Below are 25,973 nucleotides of genomic sequence, written 5' to 3'. Positions count from 1 at the left end.
TCGGTTAGTCTTCGTAAAAGCCGATGTGCTCTCGGCAGTAGCCGCGCCGCGATGACCCGGCGCCGATGATCGTGGTAGCGATGTGTGTGCAGCGGCAGCCGTGTTCTACGTGCGTGCATTGACGGTCGTCGGCTGGAGGGGGTGCCGCAGTCTGCGATGGCACTGCACGCTTGGCCGCATTGCGTCGGATCACCAGGTCATCCCACTTATGGCGAAGCTTGGCCGGCGAGAGCACGACCTTGTGCCAGAAGGCATCCTCATTCGCCCAGCGGAACAGCACCGCGATTTGCTCATGCGTTCGGCCATCGGCATGTCGCATCTCCTCGATGTCCGCAGCCCATGCCCGCAGATCTGGCTCTCGGAACCCGGTATTCAATCGCCGAAGGCGCTCAAGCATCCAGCTTGCGAGAGCTTCGTCCTTCTGCTGAAATCCTCTTTCTGCCTCGCGCGTCTCTTCGTTAACCGCTGTGGGTTGCTGTAGAGAGGGTTTATTAGTATTTCTGTTTACTGGTGTATTAGTCGGCAAATTCTGCATGCGGGCAACGCCGCCGGAAGCTGGTTCCGATGAAACCGCCGCATTTGCTGCTCGGTCAGGCAGGCCAAATCCTGAAGATTGGCTTTCATCGGCAAATGACGACACAACGGGGGGCTGCCCACCGGCAAATAACGACATGTCGATCTCAGCGTCATCGGCAAATGACGGCGAGTCGGACGTAAATTTGCAGGCGGCCGGGTCGGCAGCTACCTCGTCGGCCAACTCGAAATCGACGGATGCGCGAAACCGCGCTGCGACGTCCGCAGGCACAGACAGTCGATAGCAGCTATGTGCGTGCCGACGATTCGCGCGGCGCGTGAGCCAACTGGTCAGCCACCCGCCCGCCTCCGCAATCCGGATGTGGTCGGCCACGCATCGAACCGATAGGCCGGCGTCGCCGGCAATGCGTTCCATCGACGGCCAGCACACATCGTCCATCGCATTCGCATAGTCCGCGATCACGAAAAGCACGAGCCGCGTGCTGGCCGGCAACTCGCTCTGTTTGATGGCTTTGCGCCAGTTAAAAAATTGAGTGGAAGTTTTCATGCGAGTTAATGACCGTGGTCCGAGGTGAAGTTTTCGAACCGTGTTAGTGCGCTTTGAAACGCCAATCGATGCGTGCCGAGCGAACCGTTCCGCTGCTTGGCGATAATGAGTTCGGCGCAGCCCTTGTCCTGACTGTCCGGGTTATAAACTTCGTCGCGGTAAATGAAGAGGATCACGTCCGCGTCCTGCTCGATCGAGCCTGACTCCCGGATGTCCGACATGACGGGTCGTTTATTTGGCCGCTGCTCGACGCCGCGATTGAGTTGCGAAAGCGCGATGATCGGAACCTTGAGTTCTTTCGCCAACAACTTGAGCGACCGGGAGATATCGGAGACTTCGACGGCCCGGTTATCGCCGTTGCCGTCACCGGACATGAGTTGCAGGTAATCGATCACGATCAGGCCAAGGGGCCGGTCGAGCTTGCGCTGCAAGCGCCGCACCTTCGCCTTGAGGCGCAGCGGAGTGAGGGCTGCACCGTCGAGCGTGAAAATGGGCGCGTCGACCAACGATTGCACACCGTGAGTCATTCGCGGCCAGTCCTCATCGCGAAGGTTCGCCGTGCGCAGCTTGTGCTGGTTTATGCGAGAGTTTGCGGACAACAGGCGAAGTGCCAACTGGTCCGCGGGCATTTCGAGCGAAACGACTGCGACGGGCAAACCGAGCTTCGCAGCGACATGTTCGGCGATGTTCATGGAGAGCGCCGTCTTACCCATCGAGGGCCGCGCACCGATGATGATCAGCTCACCCGGGTGCAGCCCATCAGTCGCCCGGTCGAGATCGACGAAGCCGGTCGCGACACCGCCGATTTGATTTTCTCCGCCGTTCTGATAACGCTCATCGATGGTCTGAACCACCCGCGTCAGCGCTTCGTTGAGCGGCCTGAATTCCTCTTCGTCCTGGCGCGTGCCGTCCGAGAGCCGCATCAAACTCGACACCGCGATATCGAGCAATTCCGCCGCGTCGCGCCCGGCTGGCCGATGAACGTTTTCAATCATTTCGCTCGCGACGCGGCGCATTGCCCGAAAGATGGAGCGATTGCGGACTATGGTTGCGTAGTGCCTGATGTTTGCAGCGCTCGGCGTGTTCTGCGACAGTTCATTGAGATAACGCAATGCCTCTTTGAGCTTCGTCCCTGTCGCCTGAAGGCGCTCGAAAACGGTGATCGGATCGGCCACCCGCGCCAAGACGATCAATTCGGTTATTGCGATAAATATCAACCGGTGTTCGTCGGTCGTAAAATCGTCCGCCGTCACCACGCCACTGATGGAATCGAACCCGTCATTGCTAAGAAGCAGGCCACCCAATACGCTTTGCTCGGCCTCGATCGACGCGATAGGCGCGTGTGTTTCCACTGGGTCGTTTGCACCCATCTTTCCCCCGGTATTCGATGCGGTGATTTACTCGTTATTGAGGCCGGCCGCAGCTCGGGCTGTAACGATGGTTTTCTCGATCTGTCGCTGACCTTCCCTGCCGGCATGCTCAATCGCGTCGGCCTCGTGAGGCTCGATCTTTCCGTCCTCGGCCGCTAGCCAAACTTCCTGCGCGAGCTTGCCGGTTTTATCGCTGACACCCAACGCGGCCGCGATGAGCCCTTGCACGCCGGTTCGGGCAGTCGGTGGCTGGACTGGCGTCGCAACCAAGCCGAAGCGCGCATTGAACGCGTGCACAGCATCAAGGGCATGGGGTTGGTTCTTATCGAGCATCCACTCGATCAACAGCTCAAACATCTCGGCGGATACGCGTGCCCCTTCCACCTCGCGCAACTTCAGCCGCAGCGATTCGCCACCGATCTTGATCCCACGCCGCTCGGTCAAGAATCGTGCGGCGTCCTCGACCTTCCCCGGCGTTTTGATAACCGACGTGTAGAGCACATCCATCCAATTGATTTCGCTATATCTGCAGGTCACGTAGAACCCCTTGTGGATAACTATTTTTCATGCTGTTTACGAGAGGCGCATTTCTCTACGCTTCGCTCATCAACTAACCCATTGGTGATCCGAATGACTAAGAAAGCGAACACCTTCAACCAAGCGAAGATAATGGGCTTCCGCCGCCGTACGACGCGAAACGCGGTTGGCCTACCCATTTATTGCTTCCCATGCCGAGCAAAAGAAGCGATCTCCAAAAAGACGGCTGCCAAGAAAACAAGTGACCGTGCGGCCTTTCGCACATTCGTCGAGCGATTGCTGAACAACACTCACGTGGCGATCGCGCTCGATGCGACAAATCGGTCCGGATAGAGAATTTCCATTTCGGTGATTGCGCTGATCCCGTAGTAGGCGACCAGTGCCTCGGCGGCCCGACGCGAAAATTGCGTCCCCCTCTCGATTCGGCTCAAATTGCCTTGATCGATTTTGATGGCGAGCGCAACTTGCGCAACGGTCAGCCCGCGACGCTTTCGTAGACGGCGTAGAGGGGTTTCTTCCTGAAGCTGGTCCATGTCAACACCGAAATATGCGTGTGACGCATCCTAGCCCACGCGGAAAGAATGCGCAACACGCTTTGCGCCTTACGCATTAACCGTGAACAATTCCATATGGAAAAAAATTCTGCCTTCCGGTTGACCCTCGGTTCCAACATCCGTAACCTTCGTAAGGAACGGGGTTGGACGATCAACGAACTTGCTAGCCGGCTCGACAGCGATGTGGGAAATCTCTCGCGACTTGAGCGTGGCTTACAAGGCTGCAGCGATGATTTGCTGCAGAGAATCGCAACAGAACTTGGCACGACCCCCGCAGACCTATACCGGGATCCCTCAATTCAAAGCGTGCGGCCGGCTTCCCTTGGAAGTCGGCGGGTTCCGGTCATAAATTCAATCCAGGCCGGGAATCTGAGGGAAGTGGTGGATTATTTAGAAATATATGCCGCAACGGAATACCTAGAAACAGACGTTGACGTGTCCCCTCGCGCCTTCGGATTAACGATTGAAGGCGCGTCAATGGAGCCGGAATTCGTTGACGGGGATAAGGTCATTATTGACCCAAACATCATTCCGCAACCTGGCGATTTCGTTGCGGCCAGAAACGAGCGTCAAGAAGCGACCTTTAAGAAGTACCGGGCGCGCGGGGTATCAGCGACCGGAACGGAAGTTTTTGAATTGGTACCTTTGAACCCGGACTATCCGACTATTTCAAGTGACCAGATGGAACTTCGCGTTATCGGCGTGATGGTCGAACATCGTCGATATCGCCGCCGACGGTAGTCGATTCCCGTCACCCTGCATGTCAGGAAAAGACAGAGCCCGCAAACGCGGGCTTTTTTTGCGCTGAAATTTGCGCTTGACGCATTAATTTAGATGCGTACAATGCAATTCCAGATATGCGCCATACGCATTTATTGGAGTTGCGATGAAGACCTTCCGCAGTTACGCCCCGACGAGCGCCCAGCCCGGCCTTCGCGCCATCGCCCTGAAACTCCCCGAATCCAACGACGTTCGAATTGCACGTATGCGATTGCGCATCGCGCGATACGAAGCTTCCCATGACATCGCTCGCTGCAACGACCCAGCGATGGAACCTCGTTTCCTCGAAAAGCTCGCGTCCGGCTGGCCGTTCAAAAGCGACTGGCATCCCTTCGCCGTGCTCATCGCGCTCTACCTGATCGCGTCGAGCATTGCTGCTCCCTTCGACCTCTGAGGGCGCACGTCATGAAAATCAAAAAGCCCATGCCGCTTTGGCAGATTTGGCTCGTGATCATCATCGCGGTGCTGGCCACATGCACGGTCGACTCAGACGAGACCGAAGTCCCCGCCGCGCCGGCCAACGCCAGTCGCTCGCTGTGAGGCTCGCCATGCCACAAAGCCAAATCCCAAATCATCTCCTGCGCGTCGAATGGCAACTGCTGCACTTAGTCGGCAATTTCGAGTCGGCAATTCGACGTCCCGAAGTACGTCAGACGTTGGAGTCTTCAGCTCGAGCCCGTGAACTGCGCGACGAACGTCGATCGCGTGAGCGCGGCGACGTGAAACGGCGCGCTGCGGGCGACGACGAATGAGCCATGTCGCGATGCCACGTCCGTTGCCGCAAATGTGCCGCCCGCCGATGCTTTCCGCGCCCACTGGATCACTATCAGCGCCTACCGGCCTGCCGCTCGTGCGGCGAGCGTGCCTACCGGGTCGATCGATGGATGAACCAGCGCGACACCCGCAAGGCTCGATGCTTCTGCGCCGGCTATTGGTTTCCCCACCGGCAAAGCTCGCTGTTTTGCTGGTACCGAGCAGACGGCACCGACCGTTTTCCCGGCGACCCTGACTTCGCCGACCGCAATTACGACGGCCTCGCGGCCTGACCCACGCTCCACCCACTAAGAGGCGCACATGTCTTTGTTCTCTTCGCTGCACCCGCTCGCCCAAAAAGCAACGTTGATCGTCTTGATCACCGCCGAAGGCGACCAGCTCCGCGTCAATGTCACGCCACAGGCGGCAGAAGACAAACCTGGAAAGAAAACGCTTTATCCCCTTTCGATTCTCGCGGCACCCGATGAACTCGACCGCGATTTCGCTGAGGCCGTGTCGATCTACGAGCCGGGCGTGCTTTCCGTGATTGACCAGGCATATCGCGCGAGCGCGGCAAATGGCGGAAGCAAAGCGACCACGCCTGCGCTTCTGGCCCCGGGCGCGATCACAAAAGGCAAGCCCGGACGAAAGCCTAAATCGACGGTCACTGACACTGCGGCCGAAAAAACTGAGCCCGCCGACCCGGCCGACCAGAGTGCAACGCCTGCAGTCGACCCGCGGCAAACCAGCATTCCCGGCATCGACTCCGGCGCCGCAACTCAAATCGACCAGCCGGAGAACGCACCGGCCAACACCGTGGAACAAGCCACCGCCGAATCCGATGACATGCCCGACGCGGGCGCTCTCGACCTGATGTAAGGATCACCAATGAAAACCGAATCCCTCGCCCGCGAGTTTCGCTACAACGGCGCGAAGCTGACCGATCCGTCTCCGAAGTTTTCGCTGCAACAGATACGCGATTTCTATGCGAACACCTACCCGGAAATCGTCAATGCCGAGATAGAAGGCCCGGAAGTGGTAGCAAATAAAAACGTCTACACCTTCCGGCGCGCCGTCGGCACGAAGGGCTCGCACGACGTTGTGAGCGCGCACGCGAAGATCGGCATGGTGCTCTCAGCCGGCCACCGCGTGTCGCCAGCAATCCAAGCGTACCTGCGCGAGGTGGAATGGATTGCAGCGGCCAACGCGTTCGCGTTGCTCGACGAGGAACTCTCGTTCATCGACGCCCTGCACGCGCGCTATCAGGCGATCCCTTCATGACCCTCGACCAGCTCCGCGCCGATATCGCACGCGGCCCGTTATCCACCGGCGCTCACACCGTCGAGCGCTCGTTGATCGACACACCGCTGGCAAGCAAGCTTTTTCGAATTGCTGAGGAGCGTCGTAACGGGGCGCGACTGCAACTGCCGCATAACCATATGCCGATCCTGCCATGACCTTCAGCGCGCTTTCGCTTCCGTCGCTCGCCGACATTCCCGGCACCTTCACCGTACCGACCGAATCGTCGTTCGCTCGCCCGTTTCTCCTTTCGCTTATCGACAGTGGGATCGTCACCGAGGCCGACATCGGAAGCCATTCGAAGACCGAGCGCTCAATCGCCAAAACAGCTCTATCGCGCAAGTGGAACGATCTGACTGAAGGCATGACGGTTTTCGACTGGCAACTTCGGATCGAACAGCAAGCGCAATCGTCGCATTACTGCAAACCCCACGATCTGGAGGTTTTGTGGGCAGTGATCCATACGACAGAAGGCCCAGTGTCGTGCGCCGAGCTGTGCATCGCCGGCCCGATGACAAAGCTCGAAAGCGTGCGTGAAGGATTGGGGCAAACAGTTCTTGCCACGCTCTATGACGCCTTCCGCATGCTGCCGAACATCTGCACGCCTCTTTGGGCGGTGGGCTTCGCTGAGTATCTATATTGGTACGGCCACGACAACGAAAAGGATGCCCTTGAGGAAGCCGCCGAGATGGCCGGCTGCAGTTCCGTTGACGAGTATCTAAAGGACAACGAGTTCTTTACTCGCGACCAGTTCTTCAACGGAATGCCCCAATGGGCTGCGTTCCCCAAACGCGTCCTGACCCGGCGACAAGTCCAACTCGCCGCAAAACGCGATGCGTACGCAATGGCTGTCTTTGAGGCAATGGAGTCCTTGTGGAACATCGTGCGGTTTTACGGACCTTTCGCCGATGTGCAATCTGCCGACGCGGGCGCAGACCTCGTTGATTTCACCCTGTTTGTTCGATGGGATCACAACGACGCAATGACACGCGTGCTTGACGACTATCTGCAACACGCGGGGGAAGGCGAAGCGGTCGTAGCCGCATCCGTAACGCCGATCAAGATTGTCGGCGGCGATCTGGCCGAATGGCTAAATCGAATGACCTCCACCGCCCTGCTTGCGAAAGCAGTGGAGCGTGTTATCGGGCTTTTCAATATGGACGAGGTCCAGCCCGCTAAGGCCCTTCTCGACGTATTCGCACCGGTCGAGCAGCGCGTCCGTGTGACTGTTTGAACGGAGCACGCGATATGAACGACGTCGTCATCGAATGCAGCAGCGATATCGAACTTGAGCTCGAAAGCGCCCTGCTCTTCTATCGGTCGCAAGCCGGCAGCAACATCTACGCGACCAAGCATAGCGCCCGCGTCGTCGATGGCGTGCCCGCGCTTATGCCCGGCGTGCCACTCACGCTTGACCAGCTCGCCGACATCGCAGAGGTATCGGCGAAGCGCACCGCGTTTCGAGGATTTGTGCACGAGCGGGTCGTATATCTCGCGCCTAACCAGATTGCCTGGTGGGTTCCAGCGCGCACTCGGCGGGTATGGTTCGCGACACAAGATGAGCTTGGCACGCGCTCCGGTGACGCCGCTCATCCGCCGCTTCTGTTCGTCGTCAACAAAGCACACTGGTTTGTGTTCGCTCTGCGCCAGAACGCCCGGCCGGATGCATCGACGAAGTTGTATGTCGCGCCCTACTACAACGTCTGGGAGGGCGGTGAAATCTGCGCTGGCAACGTCGAAACACCGGACACCATCAACTCAGACGCGATCAAGTTGTTAGAGGACGCGTTCTTTCGAAGCCGCTTCACCCATTCCAACGCCGCGCGACTGGTCAAGAGACGCGGCGGCGCCGAGCGCCTTTGGCTCGATCTCCTCGACGGAGCCGGGTTCCCGATGAACGCGCTTGTCGACAGCAAAACCACCTTGCAGCAAGTTATCAACCGAATCGCCAACGAGCGGAGCTAACCGTGAGCATGAAAGATATTTTTGAGAAATTCGACGCATCCAACAACCAGAACGTGAAGGCGCTCGGAGACATCCTCTCGAGCTTTTCACGAGACGTCGCGGCTGAACTTGAGCGACTGATCACGCGCCCGATCGCGGCTACCGAGGGTGATGAAAACCTCACGCTTGATGCCGCGCTGTACGACAGTGCGCCCACCATGGTGTTGCCCACACACGCCAAGTTTGCTCCGCTCGTCGATATCGGTCACCGCTTCCTGATGGCGGCCGAAGGCGTATTCGTCGAAGTACGGCGCCCATGGCTGCACGTTATCCAGCAAATTGCAAAACATGTCACAACCGGGCCGCGTCCGCCCTGCGGAACAGTCGAACCGAAGGTCGAACTCGCGTTCGGAAAGCTTGGCGTCGCGATCCCGTTTGTCCAGGCATTCGCCGAGGAAGCGCGCAACGCACTGCCGAACGAGCATGCCGCGTGGATCGTATGGAACCAGGAGCGCAAAGAGTTGGCTTATCGTCCGCTGCGCGTGTCATCTGCGACGCCCGGTTCAATCACCTTCGATCGCCCTGATCTGCTGCCGAATGAAAGCCTCGTCATCGACATACACAGCCACGGGGCCGGCGCTGCTTTCTTCAGTGCGCAGGACGACGCCGACGATGCCGGTGAAGTGAAGATTTCCGCCGTGCTGGGCGGGCTTGCCGAGGGCGGTACTCCGAGCGTTGCCTTCCGGCTGTGCGTACTCGGCATGTTCATTCCATTGAAGGTGCCCGCCGACGCGGTGTTCCGAACGGCGGAGCCCGTATGACCACCCTCCTCGCAGTCGCCATTTTCAGTACTGGCACCTGCTTTGGCCTGCTGCTCTACGGCATTCTCGCGTCCCCACCGAAAGGTGCGCAATGAACGATCTCGCGCTTATAGAAACAGCGGCCTCCGCGGCCGGCCTGCATCCGACCCGCTATCGTGTGCGAGAGCTTGAGGTCGTGTACGCATGCACTGGAGAAGGCGGGAAGCCGCGCTATTTCAATCCACTGATGGTCGACACCGATGCGAACCTGATCGCCGCCCTCATCGGCATAGACGTCATTCACCTGGCTGACGGCGTTTGCGCATCCCGCCTGACGATCGCTCATGTAAGCGAACCGCTCAACGTGGATCAACTGCCCGATAGCGACGGGAAAGAACGGATGCGCGCAATGCGGCGCGCCATTACGAACTGCGCCGCGCGTTGCAATTCGGCCCTTCCATTGCAGGGGTTGCTATGACCCACGTGACACCCGCAGAGTTTCTTGAACGACGCGTCAATGTCATTTTGATTGGCTGCGGTGGTAACGGCTCGCAGATGCTGACTGGCCTCGCACGTTTGAACCATGCGCTGGTGAATCTCGGGCACCCCGGTCTTCATGTAACCGCGTTCGACGGGGACACGGTCAGCGACGCCAACATCGGGCGCCAAATGTTCAGCCCCGCCGACGTCGGCCAGTACAAGAGCGTTGTCCTTGTTCATCGGCTCAATGCGTTTTTCGGGCTGGACTGGTGCGCCCGCCCGAAGCATGCCGGTGCGGATGAACTGGTGCGCGCGGGCGGCGCTCTGGTGGTGATGTGCGTCGATAGCGCCGCAGCCCGAGCCAAGCTCGCGCCCTTGCTTCGGAAGGCGGCAGGTTACGTGCTCGACCTTGGCAATCGCGCGAGCGATGGCCAGGTCGTATTTGGTTGCGATCGCAAGCCGGTTGCGGGCAGTACCGCGTTGCGTTGGACCTACGACGTCCTGCCCGAGCTGATCGACACGACCGTACCCGAGGACGACACGCCGAGCTGCGGTCTCGCCGAGGCGCTTGAGCGCCAAGAGCTCTTCATTAACCAGGCGATCGTGACTCCAGCACTCGGAATTCTTTGGGAGTTTTTCCGGCATGGCCGCCTGACTTGGTGCGGAGCATTTGTAAATCTGAAAACCGGCCATGTGAGGCCGCTAGCTGTGGACAACTCAAAATGAATTCTCGACAAAACGGCGATCGCGTCACGCCATTTCCGGTTCATCTTGTGGAGCGTGTCGAAGAGATATGCCGTCGCGACCAAATGTTCCTCGATCAAGATATGTCCGTTTTTACTGACATCGCAGAGATCGTTGAAGAGATCATGACTGAAGAAAACAAGTCGGACGACGAACCACGATGCGCAGCAGCGTCTGCCCTATTTAGATCAGTGCCAAACTAACTCAGTCTGTCTCGCCGCAGGAGGCGATAAACAAATGAAACTATTGACCCAAGCGTACATCCTGGAAAAATTTGGCCCGCGTCTGACGATGGCACAGTTGGCGACGTTGCTATGTTTGTCCGAAGGTACGATTCGCAACCAAGTCAGCGCCGAGTGTTTTCCGATTCCAACCTACAAGGAAGGTGCTGGGCGCTTCGCTGCTTACGACACGGTCGCTGAGTATTTAGACGCGATGTCGGAGAAGGCCCGGGCAAAAGCCGCAGCTTAGGCCGGCGTCAGGTCGTTTCGATCAATTTCAGTCGTCCCTTCTTCGCAACCTGAACCGGATCGAGATTCGTATATCGCTTCAGGTTGCGCCAATCCTTGTGTCCCGTCACGGCCGCCACTTCAGGGATTTCCCACCCCGCCTCAAATAGCGCACTGGTGGCCTCGTGCCGTAGGTCGTGGAGATGCAGGTCGACGATGCCCTTCGCGTCGCAGGCCTGCTTGAAGTATTTGCTCGCGGTGCCCTTATCGAAGCGAAAAATGTATTCGTTTTTGTGGGGCGGCACAGTCGGATCGGCGACCCGCCTGGCCGCGTGCGCTTCCGGTACTGGATAGCGCGGCTGACGCATGATGACCTCGAACGAATCCCCAATGAGCGGAATCCATTCGTTGTTCCCTACCTTCTGGCGTGGGTGTTTGCGATCGCGCACCAACATCAGGTGATTTTTCGCATCGAGGTCGTCCCACCGCATCTCGAACAATTCGCCACGCCTGAACGCACACTGCATCGCCACGCGCAATAGATCCGGCATCGCCTGTTCGCGCTCCGGATGCTCGCCGAACCATTCGAAGATCGATTTGATTTCCGCCGGCGTCGGTCGACGGGTGCGCTTGTTGCCCGAGTCGATTAAGCGCAGGTGGTGCAGCGTCGGCCGCGCAGCGCCAATTGCGTCGGGCAGCACGATGTCGAGTAGCGATGCCATATGGCGCATCACCGTGCCGAGCTTGGACAAGTCCATCTCGATGGTGTAACCGCCCGCGCCCGGCTTGCCGTCGACGCTGCGTTTGCGTGCTTGCGCGAACTGGACGATTTGCTGCGTTGTGAGGCGCGAAGCCAAGTTACTTTGGAAAGTGTCGTGCAACCGCTGAAGGACGTAATCCTCGTTCGACTTCGGTTTAACGGGGCGCCCTGACTCAGCCCGCGCCTCGCGATAATTCTCGATCAACACGCCAATCGTGACGGTCTCCGCGTCGACGGTATTGCGTCCCTTGTCGATTGCGACCTCTTGATCGCGTGCCCACGCTTGGGCGGCACCCTTTGTTTTAAAGGTCTTTGCTATACTCTGGCCGCTGCGTCGGACCTGAGCGCGCCACTTCTCACCGACCGGCAAGATTGAAGCCATGATTTACCCCGAATCGTTTATCCAGTAAGGCTGAGCGATCTGGCACTGCTACAGATTGCTACCAAAGGTGGTTTGTAGCAAAACTGTAGCACGCGGGGTAATAAATTGGCTTAAACGGTGCTTCACGGCGCTTCATTAGGAAGAAGCGAATCAGCCGGAAAAGCATACGGGATAAGACTGAAGCCTTTGTTCATAAGGTTTCAGTCTACCCATTGAAAATATCCATCTCCCCGTAGTTCAATGGATAGAACAAGTGCCTCCTAAGCGCTAGATGCAGGTTCGATTCCTGCCGGGGGGACCATCTCAGTTCCCAGCAGTGCCCATCGAATACCGAAAAGCCCCGTACAGCCTTGCACTGCGGGGCTTTTTGCTGCCATCATTGCCCAACGATGCCCAGCGGTAGCCAGATTTTTTGGGGGTATCAGTGCGGATATACCGAGATACCCCGAAACCGATACCCCCAAAACAGCATGCCCAAACGCGCCGATCCTTTGACGGACTTGAAAGTCCGCCGTGCGAAGCCGACAGACAAGCCCTACCGGCTTTCCGACGGCAAGGGCTTGTATCTACAGGTGATGCCGAACGGCGCTCGCTATTGGCGAATGAAGTATCGATTCGACGAGAAGGAGAAACTTGCTTCGTTTGGAGTTTATCCAGAGGTCACGCTCGCCGAGGCTCGTGAGAAGTGCCTTGCCGCACGCCGCCTATTGGCCGGCGGTGCCGATCCCGGCGAATCGAAAAAAGAACTGAAACGCGCACGGGTCATGCGAGCGGCGTCATCATTCGAGGCGGTGGCTCGCGAGTGGTTCGACAACCAGAAAGACGGATGGACGGAAATCTACGCTGGCAAGGTGATCAACTCGCTCGAAGTCGACGTTTTCCCAAGGGTTGGCGCGAAACCGATAGCCGATATCGAAGCGCCGCACATGCTGGAAATCGTCCGGCTCGTCGAAGCACGCGGCGTGCGAGAAACGGCCAAACGCATCCTGCAACGCTCCAGGGCAGTCTTTCAGTACGGCATTATGACCGGCCGATGCTCGCGCAATCCGGCCGCCGACATCGACGCCGAGACGGTGCTCAAGCGCGGCACGGGCGTAAAGCACATGGCTCGCGTCAAGGTGCTGGAGATACCGCAATTAATGCGCGATATTGCGGCCTACGAGGGTGAGTTAGTCACCCGCCTCGCCCTGCAATTCATGGCGCTCACGTTCGTACGTACGACCGAGATGATCCAGGCGGAATGGTCGGAGATCGACGAGCGCAAAGCTGAATGGCGCATCCCCGCCGAGCGCATGAAGATGCGCGACCCCCACATCGTGCCGCTTTCGCGTCAGGCGCTCGAAATCCTGACGATACTGCGATCGTTCAATAGCGATGAGAGGTACATTTTCGCTAGTGTCGAAAGCAGGAGGCACGGTCATATCTCGAATAACACCATGCTCTATGCCCTGTATCGCATGGGTTACAAATCTCGAATGACCGGCCACGGCTTCCGGGGTTTGGCGGCTACGGTGCTTCGCGAGTTAGGGTACAGCCGTGAAGTTGTTGATGTGCAGCTTGCACACGCCGAACGCAATCAAGTCACGGCAGCATACGTGCACGCCGAGTACTTGCCAGAGAGGCGGGAGATGATGCAGCGCTGGGCAGACTATCTGGACCAGGCACCAGAAGACTATCTGCACCAGGCACAAAATCAGGTCGATTAATCCGCAGAACCTATGGTCGATCGCGACGACACGCGGGAAACGATGACGAAGGATTGCCGCTAGTCTACTTTAGGTCTCTCTGAACGCCACTAATACTCTCGGATCGCCTCGATTTGTAAAGCGATCCGGGGTTGTCGCTTGCAGCAGACTGACTTGCCAACTCAATATGCGAACCGAGCTGGCCGAAAAGACCTGTATAGTTCTGGCAGATTTCAGCACTCACCAACGACACCCACACCACCACATGAAGCGAGACCAAGTTTTCGACCGCTTGAACGCGTGGCTTTTGCGCCGTAACAACCTTACTGCAGTACGGAGGGTCGCAGATCTGCAGATTGCTGTAGCGACCGATATTGGGGCGCTTCGCAAGGAAAATCAGGATAAAGCAGCAGTGATGCGGGCAATTGGCGCGTCAGGACGAAGCTATGTCCTCTGTGCGCTGAGCGATGGGATGGGGGGTATGGCGGACGGGGCCGTCTGTGCAGCGATGACCATAGCCGCGTTTTTCACGGATTTCGCCTTCCGATTCCGAAATGATGACGTGGACCCGTCTAAGAGCCTACTTGAAGCAACCTTGCATGCGAACGATGTTGTTTCATCGCGCTATCACGGACAAGGCGGCGCGACCCTTTCGGCTCTGCTAATAGCGGCAGACAACCATTGTCAGTGGGTTAACGTAGGCGATAGTCGCATTTATTTGGCAAACCGCGAAGCGCTTATTCAAGTCACTATAGACGATACGCTTGACGGGCAATTGCCCCACCGCGACGGGAACGGTCATAGCGGCAGAAACCAGCTATTGCAATTCGTTGGATTCGGCAGCGGTTTAGAGCCACACGTTGATCATTTACCGACGGACCCGGAGGTCCGCATGGTCTTGACGTCTGACGGAGTGCACTATCTTCCTCATGCCGTGCTCGGCGGGATTATCAAGCACGCTACCGACGTTGGGACCGTGGCTAAAAGGCTGGTGGACGTCGCACGATGGTGCGGTGGTCACGACAATGCCAGCGCCATAGTGGTGTCATCAACCCTTATCGCGACACAGCCAGAACCCTCGCTCGACACGAGCGTTTGTGAATTCTGGGATTCATTTGGTGAGGTTCAGATAATTGGCATCCCCAGCGCACTTCCGAATCCTAAATCACCGCTGCCGCCGCAGGCGGCCGAAAAAATAGGAGCTCCGCTCACCGCCCAGGCCTCGATGTCTCCCGCTGGACAAGCGCTAGTCGAGCAAGAGCAGGCCGAGCAGGAAACAACGAGGCGTGATGCCGGAAACGTTGTGCCACCAAAACAAAAGCGGCCTGCCAAGAAAGCCAGGAAAGAGACAGTCAAAAAGAATCTGAGTCCGGACAAACCGAGTAGTCCAATAAAGCAGACCGGTGGAGATCACGACGACCCGCAGTTGGGCTTAAAAATTGAGTTTCCTAACAAGTCTTAATTATGCCCAGATCTTTGCCCGCTCGTTATGTTCCAACAGGCCACTCGGCTAATGGCGGTATGGGTTCTGTCGTTTTCTGCAACGACACGAATTTGGATCGCATGGTCGCAATTAAATTCTTGCAAAACCCCGATGACGTACGGCGCATGATGGACGAGTTTGCGGCGCTGCTCAAGATGCGCTCCAAACACGTTGTGCAGGTGTTTGACGTGATTGAGGCAGATAACGACGAGATAGGGATTGTTCAAGAATTCATTGGCGGCCGAGATCTGCTTGAGGACGATACGCCTCAAGCAAATCAGGTGTCCTACCTTAAGACTCTCTGGCAGATCGCTTCAGGCATTTCAGATATTCATGAAGTCGACGTGATTCACCGCGACATCAAGCCGAACAACATGAAGTTAGATGCCGAGGGCATCGTCAAAATATTCGACTTTGGGCTCGCTCGTGATGAAGGTCTCGACGCGCAAACCCGCGGCTTTGTTGGCACCTTCGGTTTTGCCGCGCCGGAGCTTTATGGAGATGAAGTTAGCTTCACTAAGGCGGTTGATGTCTACGCGTTTGGCGCCACGGCGTTGTATCTAACAACCAAAACGCTTCCGGCTGAGCTACGAATGCGGCCTCCCAGGCTGATCAACGGGGATTATTTTGGAACGACGCCTTTCGGCATTGATCCAGAATTGGCAAGAGTGCTCCAAAACTGTTTAGCCTATGCTCCCGAAGCGCGACCCGCGATGCGTGACGTCGCGAATCTTCTTCAGAAACATCTTTGTCGCGATCGACACCAGGCACTCGTTGTGTTTCGAGAACGGACGTCGTTTCTAAACGCAGGAAGACGTTCGGTCCGATTGGACCTTCCAGGCGTCGGTGGACTAGAAATACAATATGACGGACTTGCTTTCCGTGTGTCGTCTTTCTCAGGTGAAGTTCAAATTAACAACCGGCTGCCGATCCTCAACGAGGAGCTACCGGGCTCTTGCGTGGCAAGCTTAGGTGTAGCGCCCCGCCCCGCTAACAGTCGAGCATTTATCACATTTGACACGTCGCATCCGGAGATCATTCTATGAACGGTCCACTAAGCCGGTCACAAATCGTTCAGCAACGATACGAGATCCTCGGCTATATCGGGGCCGGTGGTATGCAACATGTCTATCTCGCGCACGACTCAACGCTCGGTCGAAACATTGCTCTTAAAACGCCCAAAGACTCTGCCGCAGAAAAACGATTCCACCGCAGCGCTATTGTCGCGGCTAAGGTAAATCATCCTAATGTTGCAAAAACATTGGATTATTTCGAGGATGAAGGCAGGCAATTCCTCGTGGAGGAGTTTATCGATGGGGAGGACCTTGATCAAACGTTGGTGCGACGGATCGCATATGTTGATCCATATCTCGCGGCAAAAATATTCCATCATTTGGCGAAAGCCGTCGCCGCTGCTCACCATGCGGGAGTGATACACCGCGACTTAAAACCGACCAATGTCATGGCAACCGGCGGGTTCGACCTAACGAATCTGAAAGTCACCGATTTCGGAATTGCGAAGATGGCAGAAGAGGAACTGATCGAAGCGGCAGAAGGGGGGACCGCAACTTTGAGCACGAACGCAACTGCTGTGGGGGCGTTGCCATATATGTCGCCAGAGGCCATTGACACACCTCGCGCCGTTGGGAAGCCGACAGACATTTGGTCCATCGGGGCAATGATGTATCAACTATTGACAGGGAAGTTGCCGTTTGGCTCGGGCTTGCGCGCAGTCCGTAATATTATGGATGGAGCCGTGCCAGCGTTTCCCTCATTTATGACGGCGAACCCACAGTTTTCTTCGCTCGCGGGAGAACTCACTGCACTAATTCTGCAATGCCTCCAAAAAGATCCAGCGGCCCGCCCTGATGCGGACGCTTTGGTTCGCCGGTTCAGCGAAATCTGCTATCCGCTCGAAAGACGGGTTATGGGAACAGTTCGCACTATCAGGCATAACGCATGGGGCTTTATTGACATTGGTACTGGAAGCGATGTGTTCTTTCACCTGTCGAGCGTATATGGAACACGTCCAACTCAAGACCAACAAGTGATCCTCGCGCAATATCGAGGCGGGGGCGCTTCGCGCGCGCATCCGGTGTTGGTCGTTACTCTACCGTAGTTGTTGATATCAAAACTCATCGTTCTTATGGCTTGCGTGCCGCATAAGGTGCGGCACCCGTCGTGAGTGAATAAGTGCCGCAACGTTCGCCCTCTTTCGGCCGCCGGATTAGTGACGAAATTCGCGCCAAATTGTGTCCTCGACGTGCGGAATGTAAGATCCGCCGCACGTCGTTGCCAGCTCCCGGCCGCCCGAGAACAAGAACCTGAAGTTGCGATCGCGACTGGCTTCGTAGCGCAAAGGAACGCCACAGTCGTGCACTGCAGAGGTTCCGCTTTCGCAAATACGCCAAACGCTAAAGAAAAGTGTGCAAAGTCATCTCACCGATGCGCTCCGCATTGATCCAATTGTCCGATTGGAGCTTCTTTAGCACCTCGGCATCATCGTCATCAGTTATGCAAAAAAAAGTCTGCGACAAGCGGTCGTCCAGCGACGTGAACTTATTAAAGATATCCACTTTTACGCCTTCGCTAAACCGCTGAAAGAAGCTGGTGTCGAAAACATACATGATCCCTTCTGCCTTTGGCTTCCGAGAAACTAGACCTAATACGATGTCTAGGAATGCTAACTGCTTTTCTGTAAAGGCAAGAACGCCATGGGGAAGATAGAAATTTCGACCATCCGGCACCAATACTTTAGCTTTTCGAGCTCCGTCTCGCTTGAACCTGTAGCCGAATACAGAATTGGCAAACAGATCCTCTCGAAGGGCGTCCCAAACCAAGGATTCATCGGTGCCCAAAACGTTCGCAAGGTATCTGAGCGCCTTGACAAACTCGTCTTGTGGATCTGCATGATGCCTTCGGTACAGCTGGTCGTCAAAGAACAGGGCTTCAAACAATGATCGAGGCCAGTCAGTCGACGGGCAGCCGTTCAGTTCAATATGAATGCCTTGCCGAACTCGTTTCGCGCTCGTGCCACCCGCCAGCACTTGCGGGCTCATGCGCACGCGTGTTGTTCCAGCTTCATTCCAGTGTGTTGCTTCGATAAAGCTGCGTGACGTTGCTTGCTTAGAGAAGTCGAAGCGATCGGCGAAACGGCGCCAATGGTCACCACCGGAAAACGACGTAAGGATCTGGCATAGCGACGTCTTTCCGGCATTATTTGGTCCTACGAGTACGTTATGCCGTCCCAAAGGGATCTTGAATTCCCCTTCAAATACACCGATGTTTCGAAACGAAATTTGCCCAATGCCACGCTGGAGCCTCGCTGTACCGCTTTTGACTCGGTCAAACACCCATTGCTCATGCTGTGCCTTCCAGCGATGAAGCTCTTCCACGGAACATTTGCTGGGGTTATCGTCAATGAGCTTGCCATGAATCTGGCACGTCCAAATTCCGTTTCTTTCACTCGAACGCTCATCGTGCCTCATGTTTGCGTCGTAACGCGGACCACCGCGGCCGGCCGCAGTAATGTGAGCGGCCACGCCAGTCATAGTCAGCCCAGACTTGCGATCATCTGAGACAGCTACGGTCATCCTACGGCATCCCGGGTAAGCGCAAATGTAACCAGAGCGTTTGGCTATAAGGTCTTTCGCGGTCTCAGAAAACTCGTCTCGCTTGCTTTGCTTTTCTTTCATCGAAATTAGCCGGGACTTGCCCTGATCTTACGTATGGTTTTGATCCGGTCCGTTTATCGCAGCGGCGCAGACCTCTCGCTCAATGGTGCGTCGGAAGTGCGTACATCAGCCATCGTCCCGGGCATCGTAGAGCACGTTCTTGCGGGCCGAAGTGCAGCGAAATCTCGGGCCTTATAGCGTCGTTCAGGAAACACAATGAACGTGCAGCGTCACTAACGAGTCGGTCCGTCGGCAAGGCACCACAGCGGTACATGTAGTCCACCATCGCGTCAACGACCTCAACGATGCGGCCCGGGTCGCGCATATGTGCTCTCAATGTATCGGCCCAGCGCGTATGCTATTTCTGCCGATCTGTCATCACGCCGGCGGGCACCCTGATACGCGCCTATCGAGCTAGCCTACGTACGCTTCTAGGACCGGAGTCGAGGCTTTGGAGGCCTCCATCCGACGGGCAGCCACGCGCTCGCCCGCAGCCCGAACGATGGCCAACTTATTCCGATCCCCGTTCACGGCCGCTAGCAGGGTAGCGTCGCTGGCTGCGGCGATAGCCGCCGGTTCGCCCAAACCTGCCTCTGCAAGCATGCAATAGTCGCCGCGTAGCAGGTCTGCACCAGCCTCGTGGGCTAGGTCCACCACTGCACCTATAACGCCAAAGGTCAGACGCACCACTAAGCGTCCGACACGATGGCCTAGCTCCAACGACGGATGGAGAATCTCTGCGACCCGAGCTGCGACGGGTAGCAGGTCGCTTGTTCGCGCCGCCACGCTCCGAACCGGGCCGGCGGCACCCCCGAATGCGCCCCCAAATTGAACTAGCGTCGCCTCGATTGCGCTCATCGGTTTGCCCGAGATAAAGAGAAGGCAAGCGACCGCCTTCTTGGCCCGCGCCGTAGGGGTATGTTCGTTAGCGGCGAACCTTCGCAAGCTACTGAGGATATGTGACGGGACGCCTTGGCCTTTCAATTCATTCGGCCAGAGCTGGGGTTCCTTGTATTTACTACTCTTGTTTAGCGGGAAGTGGACCTGATCAAGTTCCGCCGTAGTCTGTACCGCGGTGATAATGGCGGGGTCCGTAATTTCATCGGGCTCAAGATCAGTCAGGACGGCAACTAGCTGGACAATCGAATGAACCTCCGTCGCGCTTTCGCCCGCAAGCCGACCGAGAGGCGTGAGCTTATAGCGTCCATCGTCATTGCGTTGCACGAGTCGGTGGTGTTCGAGGTCGGCGAGGGCCGACAAGAGGTCGTTGCGGCTCCATTGCCAGCCCTCTCGACTTCTCGCTGCTTGAAAAGCTCCGAAGCTCGCCTCTAAGAAGCCGACAATCTCATTGCTTGTGGCCCCCTCTCTGGCAGACCTATTTGCCGCGACAAGGACGCGAACAATCAGCGATCGAGGATCAGTGCCAGTGTCTAGGAACCGCGACTGCAAGTCCTCTGGAGATCCTTTGACGTACCGATTCCAGAAGTCGTACTCGGTTCGAGGATCGAGCGCCAGCAGGTATGAAGTGCCCTTCTCAGCATAGCCGAGGCGGCCGGCGCGGCCCACTAGATTCTTGTATTCGGCCACAGAGTAAGGCTCGTCGCCCGGATGTTGCAGGCCGGCGATAATAACGCTCGATGCCGGCGTGTTCACACCCATGGCAAGCGTTGTCGTTGCCGCAATAACGCGGAGGCCAGATTCGGGTCGGCGGAATTCCTGCTCGATGATGCGCCGCTCTATCGCCTGGAGGTCCGCGTTGTGGAAGGCCACCCCGCGCTGCAAATCGGCGATCAGGTCGCCGTTGGCCTGCGACGCGTCGGCGATCGGCATATTTGCGACGGCATCGTTCGCCGGTGGCAGGCCGAGATTTTCTGCAAGGTAATTAGCGACGGACCGGGCCTCGCTCTTTGTCTCACGAAATACGATAATCTGTTCGCCTTGAACTGTCAGTTTTCTAACGAGCGGGATGATCCAATCCTGACTTGAGTTTTTGCCATATTGCCGTTGCACGACTCCGCCTTCAACGCGCTCCTCGCCGGTGGCAGGGTCCAGATATCGAAACGAACCATCGGCGCGCAAAATGCCTTCCGCGAGCGGCACCGGGCGTTCGTTGCGGCGTAGCAGCCTGCCGCCGAGCCAACTTTCCAAGCCGCCGGTATCACCAATTACGGCCGATAGCGCCACCACTTGCGGCTCGATGCATTCCTGGCGACGCATGCGGATCAGCGTTAGGATGAACTCTAGGTTTGCGCCGCGAGAAGCATCGGCAATCATTTGCGCTTCATCGACCACAATGACGCCGGCATGGGCCAGTACATGAGGATGCGTCAGCGCCAGCGCCGCAAACTTCTCATAAGTGAGTAGGGCAATGTCATATCGCCCACGGATTAGCGGCGAGATGTCGTCAGTCTCCCCTGTGGCCTCGATCGTGCGAATGCCAAAGGAGCCATATATGGCTTCGAAGTGCCGGCGCTTGTCAGCCACCAGCGCTTTGAGCGGTAGAAGAAAGAGCGCGCGCTTTCGGTCAAGCACATGGCGTAGCGCTGCCAGCTCACCTATCATGGTCTTGCCCGAAGATGTTGGCGCCGAGACCACGAGGTGGTCGCCATCTAGCAGGCCGTAATCGTTGATGGCGTCCAATTGGAGCGCGTTCAGCGACGGGATCGCCCGGCCCCAGGCGGCAATCAATTCGTCGGGGAAGCCTCGTGCCGTCAGGCTGGCGAGATCGGATGTCACCTGCGCCAGCGCACGTTCGGGGAAGGCGGCGAAGAAGCGCTGGCCCGGTGCGAAGATCGGCCAAATTAGCTCGCCGTCAATCTGACCTCGCATCGTCGGATTCTGCAGCTGACCAATCTGCTGCGCCGCCGCTTTTACACGCGCCGTGACATAGTCGAGCAAGCGATAAAGCGAGATGCGTCCGGCGTCGATAAGCTCTGCAGGGCCACGGAGAGCTTCCATCAGGAAGTAAGTCAGCAGTCCATGGCCGTAGCGGCCGTGCTCCCACGCAGCCTCGTTGGCGCTTGAGGCGGTGAAGATGACTCGCCCTTTTCCTGCGAGCTTAGCGAGGCATGCCTCTGCTGACTGCATATCGCGCGGTTTCGCTATGACGTGAAGCACCTTCGCTCCGATCCCCCCCGAAAAGCAGCAATCCAGAAAAAAGATCAGGCGCTTGGCTGGGATATGTGAGAACCACCGTTCAATCTGGTCAAGCGAGATGGTAGTCCGCGCGATGTCGTAGATGTCGGTGTCATGGGCAACGAGTTCGTGGGTCTCCGACCCATGGCCGGAGAAGCCGATCACAACGGTATCCTCTGGGTCGACGTTCTCAAGTGCAGTAAATTCGGCCGCAATTCGGTCACGCGTCGCATCTTTGTCTGCGAGTAGAACCGTGTTGCCGCCGAGGGTATCCGCAAAAAGGGCCTCTAACGCGACCGCATCGCGTCGGGCGCAAGACAACTCACCAATGTCAGCAGACGCATATCGATCAATGCCGATGAAAAGGCCCCGGAAACCCATAGCTGCTATCGCCCCAGTTTTTTCAGCAAATCGGACGCCGCGCTGAGGCGTTGGCGGCGCATGCTGATCCACTGCATCGCATGCTGCGCTAGGGATGCGTTGTGCTGCGTTATTTGCGCTTCTTGACGCTGAAGGTATTCGGGGATCTGAGCGATGGTCTCCTCGATGTAGCGGGCAGCCTCCTCCGTCTGCTGCGCCCGAACCGAGATGCCGATAACAAGCTTGTCTCCCCGGACTTCGCCGCGAGGCGGGTTCATCCCCCACGGGTTGGTGCGAAGGCGCCAAAGCTCAGGATCGCCTTTGAAAGGCACCGACTTTGTCACCTCCAAGCCGGAGACGTGGACAGGCCCGCGCTCGAACCCGAACTGATCCTGGACTTCCACCTGCATTTCGCGGACGCTCGGTGTCCCCGCAGCGAAATCAACGGCAAGCGGCTTCACGGCCTCTTCTTGGGCAATGTTTGTGGCGATCTCTTCGTCAGACTTCTCGGAAAAGAGCTTTTCAGGAAGTCCGTCGACTTTCGCGCGGAGTTGCTCGACGCGATGGCGCAGCGTGTCATCGAGGTCGACTTGGTCCCGACGATAGAAAAGGATGTCCCCCAAAACTCCCATATACCCGCCTTTCTTAGGTTCAGAAAACAACGTCATATCCTGCTGGTTAATTGGTGCGCGAGCTAACTATATGATGAAAAGGTCAAATTTGGCGCACGAAATAGGTTTCATCGCTCTTTTTTCGCTCAAGAGTGTCGCGGGCGCATCCGCGCTCATCCACCGCTAGCAAACTATTAAGAGCGACCTAAGTGGTCGTAGCGTCAAAGAACACAAAGAAGGCCTGGAAGCGGTCCCTTGCATGCTCGTCGAAACGGTCCGCGCCTGGCCGAACCCGAAGCATGATGAACCACCGACACGGTGCCCTAAGCAGTTGGTCTCCGATGGCGACGATTGTCTCCACGCCAGTCATTGGTCTGGCAGTCGAAATCTGCATCCTGCGATTGTGGCGCCGATCACCCCCAAATTTCTGCCTCGTTACGAGGATTCAGCCCATCACCGATACAATCAACCGGTTTTCAGTCACGAACCTAAAATCATGGAATACGAGTCTATCAAGCTGACTGATCTGGAAATGCTTCATAAGGTTTTTCGAGCACTCAGAAGTCACGACGGACTCGGATATATCTTTCGGGGACACGCTCAACTGAGCTGGGAACTGTTGCCGAAGGCAGGAAGATCGGAATTCAATCTTCCCAATGACCGGGATCTTGGGCGATTTTCCGCGTGGAGTAAAAAGGCAGTCGCCTATGCATCGCTATCGTCAAGCTATCTCGAGCAGCTTGCCTTAGCCCAGCACCACGGCCTTGCAACGCGATTGCTCGACTGGTCGATGAATCCCTTGGTTGCCTGCTACTTCGCATGTTCGGATCATCTGGACAAGGATGGCGCAGTCTGGATGTACGAGTTGGAGGACGTCATCATGACCAACCAGGTAACCCGAGATATGCTGGAGCGGCAGCGAGGCGTATTTGGGTTCATTCCCAAGGCAGCATTCCCACGCATCATTAACCAGAAAGGCTTGTTTACTGTCCACTGCGATGCTGCACACGTGATCGACGTGAAGGAATCGCGCTTGGGTAAAGGGCAGCCCAATCTAATATGTTTACATGTTCCTGCGGCCCTGAAAGCCGAAATTCTTGCACTTCTAGAAGACTACGGTGTTGACCGGTCGTTTCTGTTTCCCGATCTCGACGGTCTCTCTGCACACGTCAATGCGGTCACTTCTCGAATGAGAAAGCCAGGCGAGGACAACTAGAAAAGCTAGGGATCGCCCCGCGACGCCCCGACGCGTCAACCTTTGCCTTTGCACATGCAAAATTCTCAAGGGAGCCCATTGTATATCGACCCGTGCAAGCTACTCCCAACCCAGAATGCTCTCCACATCGATACGCCCTCACGCTTTTGCACGGTAAGCGGCTCGGCTGGGCCGTGTCCTCACGCGCGCGCGAGTGAGGCATGATGGTGATGGCGTGTTGGAGTCCGTATAGATCAAGGTAGATCGTGTCCACGATCGGCGATCGTGGGCACGATCCATCCAAATCTATCCAGATCTACCCGGTTGAGAGTGTGTGCGGGGTGAGGAGTTTTAGTTTGTCAGCCACATTCCAAGGCAGCAATTCGTCGATGCGGGAGATCTTGTGATCAGCGATGTGGGTCAGGACGTATTCCAGGTAGGCACGCGGGTTGATTCCGTTGAGCTTGCACGACCCGATCAAGCTATACATCGCGGCGGCCCGCTCGCCCCCGCTGTCGGAGCCGACGAACAGATAATTTTTGCGTCCGAGCGCGACACAGCGCAAGGCGTTTTCGGCAAGCACATTGCTTATCTCGGCCCGACCGTCTTCACAGTAGAACGTGAGGGCTGCCCAGTGGTTCAGCGAGTAGTTGATCGCCTTGGCGAGCGCGGACTTCGTCGACAGCGTCGTGAGTTTTGCCCTGATCGTGGTTTCGAACTTCACGAGCAATGGCTTGCTCTTCTCCCGCCTCACGCGCAGACGCTCGTCTGGTTCCTTGCCGCGGATGTCGGCTTCTATGCTGTAGAGCTCGCCGATCATCTCGAGCAGCTGCTGGGTATCCGCAATCGGCGTGCGCGCGTGAACATCGTAGATGTACCTCCTCGCGTGATCCCAGCATGCCGCTTCGTGGATCTCGCCGCTCGAGTACAGTTGATCGAACCCCGAGTAAGCATCGGCCTGGACGATGCCGTGGAATGCGGCGAGCCGGGTTTGAGGGTGGACGCCTTTGCGATCCGAGGAGAAGTCGAACCATACCGCAGCAGGCTCAGCCGAACCCGAGCGACGATCGTCGCGCACGTAGACCCAGAAGCGGCCGGTCACCGTCTTACCGTTGCCTGGCGCGAGCACCGCGACCGGCGTGTCGTCAACGTGTACCTTTCCGGGAACCAGTGCATAGCGCTGGATCGCTTCAACGAGCGGCACACAGAGCTCGGCAATCTGCCCGAGCCAGCGGCCCATGCTGCCGCGATCCAGCGTCACTCCGTCGCGTGCCGCAATCTCCGATTGGCGATACAGCGGCTGATGATCAGCGAACTTCGACACCGCAATATCGGCCAGCAAGCTCGGATGCGCAATGCTGTGCTCGATCGGCAGGCTAGGCATCGCGGGTTGTTCGATGTGGCCGCAATCAGGGCAACATAGCTTGTGGCGGATCGTGCGGGTCACTTTGAACGCGGCCGCCACGCGGGCGAGTTGTTCGGAGACATCCTCGCCGAGCCACTGCATTGCAGTCGCGCATATGGGGCAAGCCGAATCAGGTGTGAGTTCGATCTCGTCGCGCGGCAAGTGCGGCGGCAGTGGTTCTCGCGTGGGCCCTCGATTGGATGGTCCCTTCGATGCCTTGTCTCGTTGTCCTCGCGCCTCTGCCGCCCCTTGGCCGGCCGTCAGGTCTTCCAACTGCGCTTCGAGCTTATCGATCTGCCGGGCCAGTTTCTCGGACTTGCTCCCGAAGTACATCCGCCTGAGCTTGTCGATCTGCGCCTTCAGTCGTTCGATCTCGTCGTCGCGGGCGGCGATCTCCCGCACCATGTTCGCGAGCGATGCTTGCTGCTCGAGCACCAGAGCCTGGAGCTCAGCGACGGTGGCGGGAAGCGGCGCATGTTGGGACATGCGCCG

General features: G+C 57.3%; 29 protein-coding genes and 1 tRNA gene. 20 read left to right on the top strand and 10 right to left on the bottom strand.

Features of this window, described 5'->3' with window-relative positions:
- Positions 1–4 precede the first annotated feature (4 nt).
- From ACSOSP_RS19005 to ACSOSP_RS18990, 4 genes are all read right to left on the bottom strand, one after another.
- Positions 5–1,081 (bottom strand): helix-turn-helix domain-containing protein, encoded by a 1,077-nt coding sequence (locus ACSOSP_RS19005; protein WP_455308834.1) that lies wholly within the window; start codon positions 1,079–1,081, stop codon positions 5–7.
- A gap of 5 nt (positions 1,082–1,086) precedes the next feature.
- Positions 1,087–2,451, bottom strand: a complete 1,365-nt coding sequence (gene dnaB / locus ACSOSP_RS19000; RefSeq protein ID WP_455308833.1) for a replicative DNA helicase — start codon at positions 2,449–2,451, stop codon at positions 1,087–1,089.
- Positions 2,452–2,478: 27 nt separating this feature from the next.
- Positions 2,479–2,958, bottom strand: a complete 480-nt coding sequence (locus tag ACSOSP_RS18995; protein WP_455308832.1) for a phage regulatory CII family protein — start codon at positions 2,956–2,958, stop codon at positions 2,479–2,481.
- Positions 2,959–3,278: 320 nt separating this feature from the next.
- Positions 3,279–3,521, bottom strand: a complete 243-nt coding sequence (locus ACSOSP_RS18990) for a helix-turn-helix domain-containing protein (RefSeq protein ID WP_455308831.1) — start codon at positions 3,519–3,521, stop codon at positions 3,279–3,281.
- A gap of 48 nt (positions 3,522–3,569) precedes the next feature.
- Between ACSOSP_RS18990 and ACSOSP_RS18985 the strand changes: the two genes are divergently transcribed.
- From ACSOSP_RS18985 to ACSOSP_RS18975, 3 genes are all read left to right on the top strand, one after another.
- Positions 3,570–4,283 carry a LexA family protein gene (locus ACSOSP_RS18985; RefSeq protein WP_455308830.1) on the top strand — a complete coding sequence of 238 codons (714 nt, stop codon included), beginning with the start codon at positions 3,570–3,572 and terminating at the stop codon, positions 4,281–4,283.
- Positions 4,284–4,428: 145 nt separating this feature from the next.
- On the top strand, positions 4,429–4,716 hold the full coding sequence (locus ACSOSP_RS18980; RefSeq protein ID WP_455308829.1) for a hypothetical protein: 288 nt from the start codon (positions 4,429–4,431) through the stop codon (positions 4,714–4,716).
- Between the two features lie 11 nt (positions 4,717–4,727).
- Entirely contained in the window at positions 4,728–4,862 is a 135-nt protein-coding gene (locus ACSOSP_RS18975; RefSeq protein WP_455308828.1) for a hypothetical protein, read from the top strand.
- A gap of 125 nt (positions 4,863–4,987) precedes the next feature.
- On the opposite strand, the gene ACSOSP_RS18970 is transcribed toward ACSOSP_RS18975, so the two are convergent.
- Positions 4,988–5,146, bottom strand: coding sequence for a hypothetical protein (locus ACSOSP_RS18970; protein ID WP_455308827.1), 159 nt, complete (start codon positions 5,144–5,146; stop codon positions 4,988–4,990).
- Between the two features lie 60 nt (positions 5,147–5,206).
- Between ACSOSP_RS18970 and ACSOSP_RS18965 the strand changes: the two genes are divergently transcribed.
- The 11 genes from ACSOSP_RS18965 (at position 5,207) to ACSOSP_RS18915 (ending at position 10,813) form a co-directional block, all read left to right on the top strand.
- The gene (locus ACSOSP_RS18965) at positions 5,207–5,368 is read left to right on the top strand and encodes a hypothetical protein (protein ID WP_455308826.1); all 162 of its coding nucleotides are present in this window, start codon (positions 5,207–5,209) and stop codon (positions 5,366–5,368) included.
- Positions 5,369–5,396: 28 nt separating this feature from the next.
- Entirely contained in the window at positions 5,397–5,954 is a 558-nt protein-coding gene (locus tag ACSOSP_RS18960; RefSeq protein WP_455308825.1) for a PRTRC system protein E, read from the top strand.
- Positions 5,955–5,963: 9 nt separating this feature from the next.
- Positions 5,964–6,356 (top strand): PRTRC system protein C, encoded by a 393-nt coding sequence (locus tag ACSOSP_RS18955; RefSeq protein ID WP_455308824.1) that lies wholly within the window; start codon positions 5,964–5,966, stop codon positions 6,354–6,356.
- Positions 6,353–6,532: a hypothetical protein gene (locus ACSOSP_RS18950; RefSeq protein WP_455308823.1), complete on the top strand. Its 180-nt coding sequence runs from the start codon at positions 6,353–6,355 to the stop codon at positions 6,530–6,532. Before ACSOSP_RS18955 ends, ACSOSP_RS18950 begins: the two co-directional genes overlap by 4 nt.
- The gene (locus ACSOSP_RS18945) at positions 6,529–7,608 is read left to right on the top strand and encodes a PRTRC system protein F (RefSeq protein WP_455308822.1); all 1,080 of its coding nucleotides are present in this window, start codon (positions 6,529–6,531) and stop codon (positions 7,606–7,608) included. Before ACSOSP_RS18950 ends, ACSOSP_RS18945 begins: the two co-directional genes overlap by 4 nt.
- 14 nt (positions 7,609–7,622) lie before the next feature.
- A complete protein-coding gene (locus ACSOSP_RS18940; RefSeq protein ID WP_455308821.1) occupies positions 7,623–8,339 on the top strand; it encodes a PRTRC system protein B in 717 nt (238 codons plus the stop codon).
- An 8-nt stretch (positions 8,340–8,347) separates the two neighbouring features.
- Positions 8,348–9,139, top strand: coding sequence for a PRTRC system protein A (locus tag ACSOSP_RS18935; protein ID WP_455308820.1), 792 nt, complete (start codon positions 8,348–8,350; stop codon positions 9,137–9,139).
- A 91-nt stretch (positions 9,140–9,230) separates the two neighbouring features.
- Entirely contained in the window at positions 9,231–9,596 is a 366-nt protein-coding gene (locus tag ACSOSP_RS18930; protein ID WP_455308819.1) for a hypothetical protein, read from the top strand.
- Complete coding sequence (locus ACSOSP_RS18925; protein ID WP_455308818.1) at positions 9,593–10,324, top strand: PRTRC system ThiF family protein; 732 nt, start codon at positions 9,593–9,595, stop codon at positions 10,322–10,324. Before ACSOSP_RS18930 ends, ACSOSP_RS18925 begins: the two co-directional genes overlap by 4 nt.
- Entirely contained in the window at positions 10,321–10,545 is a 225-nt protein-coding gene (locus ACSOSP_RS18920) for a hypothetical protein (protein WP_455308817.1), read from the top strand. Before ACSOSP_RS18925 ends, ACSOSP_RS18920 begins: the two co-directional genes overlap by 4 nt.
- A 34-nt stretch (positions 10,546–10,579) precedes the next feature.
- Positions 10,580–10,813 carry a hypothetical protein gene (locus ACSOSP_RS18915; protein WP_455308816.1) on the top strand — a complete coding sequence of 78 codons (234 nt, stop codon included), beginning with the start codon at positions 10,580–10,582 and terminating at the stop codon, positions 10,811–10,813.
- A gap of 7 nt (positions 10,814–10,820) precedes the next feature.
- Here the strand turns inward: ACSOSP_RS18915 and ACSOSP_RS18910 are convergent, their stop codons facing one another.
- Positions 10,821–11,933 (bottom strand): tyrosine-type recombinase/integrase, encoded by a 1,113-nt coding sequence (locus ACSOSP_RS18910; RefSeq protein ID WP_455308815.1) that lies wholly within the window; start codon positions 11,931–11,933, stop codon positions 10,821–10,823.
- Between the two features lie 226 nt (positions 11,934–12,159).
- Between ACSOSP_RS18910 and ACSOSP_RS18905 the strand changes: the two genes are divergently transcribed.
- From ACSOSP_RS18905 to ACSOSP_RS18885, 5 genes are all read left to right on the top strand, one after another.
- Positions 12,160–12,234 (top strand) — tRNA-Arg (locus tag ACSOSP_RS18905).
- 169 nt (positions 12,235–12,403) lie between these two features.
- Positions 12,404–13,639 (top strand): tyrosine-type recombinase/integrase, encoded by a 1,236-nt coding sequence (locus tag ACSOSP_RS18900; RefSeq protein ID WP_455308814.1) that lies wholly within the window; start codon positions 12,404–12,406, stop codon positions 13,637–13,639.
- Between the two features lie 244 nt (positions 13,640–13,883).
- A complete protein-coding gene (locus ACSOSP_RS18895) occupies positions 13,884–15,080 on the top strand; it encodes a hypothetical protein (protein ID WP_455308813.1) in 1,197 nt (398 codons plus the stop codon).
- A gap of 59 nt (positions 15,081–15,139) precedes the next feature.
- Positions 15,140–16,147 (top strand): serine/threonine-protein kinase, encoded by a 1,008-nt coding sequence (locus ACSOSP_RS18890; RefSeq protein ID WP_455308812.1) that lies wholly within the window; start codon positions 15,140–15,142, stop codon positions 16,145–16,147.
- The gene (locus ACSOSP_RS18885) at positions 16,144–17,220 is read left to right on the top strand and encodes a serine/threonine-protein kinase (protein WP_455308811.1); all 1,077 of its coding nucleotides are present in this window, start codon (positions 16,144–16,146) and stop codon (positions 17,218–17,220) included. Before ACSOSP_RS18890 ends, ACSOSP_RS18885 begins: the two co-directional genes overlap by 4 nt.
- A gap of 295 nt (positions 17,221–17,515) precedes the next feature.
- On the opposite strand, the gene ACSOSP_RS18880 is transcribed toward ACSOSP_RS18885, so the two are convergent.
- The 3 genes from ACSOSP_RS18880 to ACSOSP_RS18870 form a co-directional block, all read right to left on the bottom strand.
- Positions 17,516–18,796 carry a hypothetical protein gene (locus ACSOSP_RS18880; protein ID WP_455308810.1) on the bottom strand — a complete coding sequence of 427 codons (1,281 nt, stop codon included), beginning with the start codon at positions 18,794–18,796 and terminating at the stop codon, positions 17,516–17,518.
- Between the two features lie 393 nt (positions 18,797–19,189).
- Positions 19,190–22,291: a DEAD/DEAH box helicase gene (locus tag ACSOSP_RS18875; RefSeq protein WP_455308809.1), complete on the bottom strand. Its 3,102-nt coding sequence runs from the start codon at positions 22,289–22,291 to the stop codon at positions 19,190–19,192.
- A gap of 5 nt (positions 22,292–22,296) precedes the next feature.
- Positions 22,297–22,938 (bottom strand): hypothetical protein, encoded by a 642-nt coding sequence (locus ACSOSP_RS18870; protein WP_455308808.1) that lies wholly within the window; start codon positions 22,936–22,938, stop codon positions 22,297–22,299.
- Between the two features lie 202 nt (positions 22,939–23,140).
- On the opposite strand from ACSOSP_RS18870, the gene ACSOSP_RS18865 reads away from it, so the two are divergent.
- Positions 23,141–24,097, top strand: a complete 957-nt coding sequence (locus ACSOSP_RS18865; protein ID WP_455308807.1) for an FRG domain-containing protein — start codon at positions 23,141–23,143, stop codon at positions 24,095–24,097.
- Between the two features lie 295 nt (positions 24,098–24,392).
- Here the strand turns inward: ACSOSP_RS18865 and tnpC are convergent, their stop codons facing one another.
- Positions 24,393–25,967 (bottom strand): IS66 family transposase, encoded by a 1,575-nt coding sequence (gene tnpC, locus ACSOSP_RS18860; RefSeq protein ID WP_455308806.1) that lies wholly within the window; start codon positions 25,965–25,967, stop codon positions 24,393–24,395.
- Positions 25,968–25,973 lie beyond the last annotated feature (6 nt).

The sequence above is a fragment of the Caballeronia sp. KNU42 genome, from assembly GCF_053760385.1.
The sequence above is the reverse complement of the archived record's forward strand: the minus strand, read 5'-3'. Positions and strand labels throughout refer to the sequence as shown.

What these genes read in the sequence shown, in the direction of transcription:
- ACSOSP_RS19005 (WP_455308834.1), bottom strand. Translation starts at nt 1,081, where the DNA reads ATGAAAACTTCCACTCAATTTTTTAACTGGCGCAAAGCCATCAAACAG.
- dnaB (WP_455308833.1), bottom strand. Translation starts at nt 2,451, where the DNA reads ATGGGTGCAAACGACCCAGTGGAAACACACGCGCCTATCGCGTCGATC.
- ACSOSP_RS18995 (WP_455308832.1), bottom strand. Translation starts at nt 2,958, where the DNA reads ATGGATGTGCTCTACACGTCGGTTATCAAAACGCCGGGGAAGGTCGAG.
- ACSOSP_RS18990 (WP_455308831.1), bottom strand. Translation starts at nt 3,521, where the DNA reads ATGGACCAGCTTCAGGAAGAAACCCCTCTACGCCGTCTACGAAAGCGT.
- ACSOSP_RS18985 (WP_455308830.1), top strand. Translation starts at nt 3,570, where the DNA reads ATGCGCAACACGCTTTGCGCCTTACGCATTAACCGTGAACAATTCCAT.
- ACSOSP_RS18980 (WP_455308829.1), top strand. Translation starts at nt 4,429, where the DNA reads ATGAAGACCTTCCGCAGTTACGCCCCGACGAGCGCCCAGCCCGGCCTT.
- ACSOSP_RS18975 (WP_455308828.1), top strand. Translation starts at nt 4,728, where the DNA reads ATGAAAATCAAAAAGCCCATGCCGCTTTGGCAGATTTGGCTCGTGATC.
- ACSOSP_RS18965 (WP_455308826.1), top strand. Translation starts at nt 5,207, where the DNA reads ATGAACCAGCGCGACACCCGCAAGGCTCGATGCTTCTGCGCCGGCTAT.
- ACSOSP_RS18960 (WP_455308825.1), top strand. Translation starts at nt 5,397, where the DNA reads ATGTCTTTGTTCTCTTCGCTGCACCCGCTCGCCCAAAAAGCAACGTTG.
- ACSOSP_RS18955 (WP_455308824.1), top strand. Translation starts at nt 5,964, where the DNA reads ATGAAAACCGAATCCCTCGCCCGCGAGTTTCGCTACAACGGCGCGAAG.
- ACSOSP_RS18950 (WP_455308823.1), top strand. Translation starts at nt 6,353, where the DNA reads ATGACCCTCGACCAGCTCCGCGCCGATATCGCACGCGGCCCGTTATCC.
- ACSOSP_RS18945 (WP_455308822.1), top strand. Translation starts at nt 6,529, where the DNA reads ATGACCTTCAGCGCGCTTTCGCTTCCGTCGCTCGCCGACATTCCCGGC.
- ACSOSP_RS18940 (WP_455308821.1), top strand. Translation starts at nt 7,623, where the DNA reads ATGAACGACGTCGTCATCGAATGCAGCAGCGATATCGAACTTGAGCTC.
- ACSOSP_RS18935 (WP_455308820.1), top strand. Translation starts at nt 8,348, where the DNA reads ATGAAAGATATTTTTGAGAAATTCGACGCATCCAACAACCAGAACGTG.
- ACSOSP_RS18930 (WP_455308819.1), top strand. Translation starts at nt 9,231, where the DNA reads ATGAACGATCTCGCGCTTATAGAAACAGCGGCCTCCGCGGCCGGCCTG.
- ACSOSP_RS18925 (WP_455308818.1), top strand. Translation starts at nt 9,593, where the DNA reads ATGACCCACGTGACACCCGCAGAGTTTCTTGAACGACGCGTCAATGTC.
- ACSOSP_RS18920 (WP_455308817.1), top strand. Translation starts at nt 10,321, where the DNA reads ATGAATTCTCGACAAAACGGCGATCGCGTCACGCCATTTCCGGTTCAT.
- ACSOSP_RS18915 (WP_455308816.1), top strand. Translation starts at nt 10,580, where the DNA reads ATGAAACTATTGACCCAAGCGTACATCCTGGAAAAATTTGGCCCGCGT.
- ACSOSP_RS18910 (WP_455308815.1), bottom strand. Translation starts at nt 11,933, where the DNA reads ATGGCTTCAATCTTGCCGGTCGGTGAGAAGTGGCGCGCTCAGGTCCGA.
- ACSOSP_RS18900 (WP_455308814.1), top strand. Translation starts at nt 12,404, where the DNA reads ATGCCCAAACGCGCCGATCCTTTGACGGACTTGAAAGTCCGCCGTGCG.
- ACSOSP_RS18895 (WP_455308813.1), top strand. Translation starts at nt 13,884, where the DNA reads ATGAAGCGAGACCAAGTTTTCGACCGCTTGAACGCGTGGCTTTTGCGC.
- ACSOSP_RS18890 (WP_455308812.1), top strand. Translation starts at nt 15,140, where the DNA reads ATGGGTTCTGTCGTTTTCTGCAACGACACGAATTTGGATCGCATGGTC.
- ACSOSP_RS18885 (WP_455308811.1), top strand. Translation starts at nt 16,144, where the DNA reads ATGAACGGTCCACTAAGCCGGTCACAAATCGTTCAGCAACGATACGAG.
- ACSOSP_RS18880 (WP_455308810.1), bottom strand. Translation starts at nt 18,796, where the DNA reads ATGAAAGAAAAGCAAAGCAAGCGAGACGAGTTTTCTGAGACCGCGAAA.
- ACSOSP_RS18875 (WP_455308809.1), bottom strand. Translation starts at nt 22,291, where the DNA reads ATGGGTTTCCGGGGCCTTTTCATCGGCATTGATCGATATGCGTCTGCT.
- ACSOSP_RS18870 (WP_455308808.1), bottom strand. Translation starts at nt 22,938, where the DNA reads ATGACGTTGTTTTCTGAACCTAAGAAAGGCGGGTATATGGGAGTTTTG.
- ACSOSP_RS18865 (WP_455308807.1), top strand. Translation starts at nt 23,141, where the DNA reads ATGCTCGTCGAAACGGTCCGCGCCTGGCCGAACCCGAAGCATGATGAA.
- tnpC (WP_455308806.1), bottom strand. Translation starts at nt 25,967, where the DNA reads ATGTCCCAACATGCGCCGCTTCCCGCCACCGTCGCTGAGCTCCAGGCT.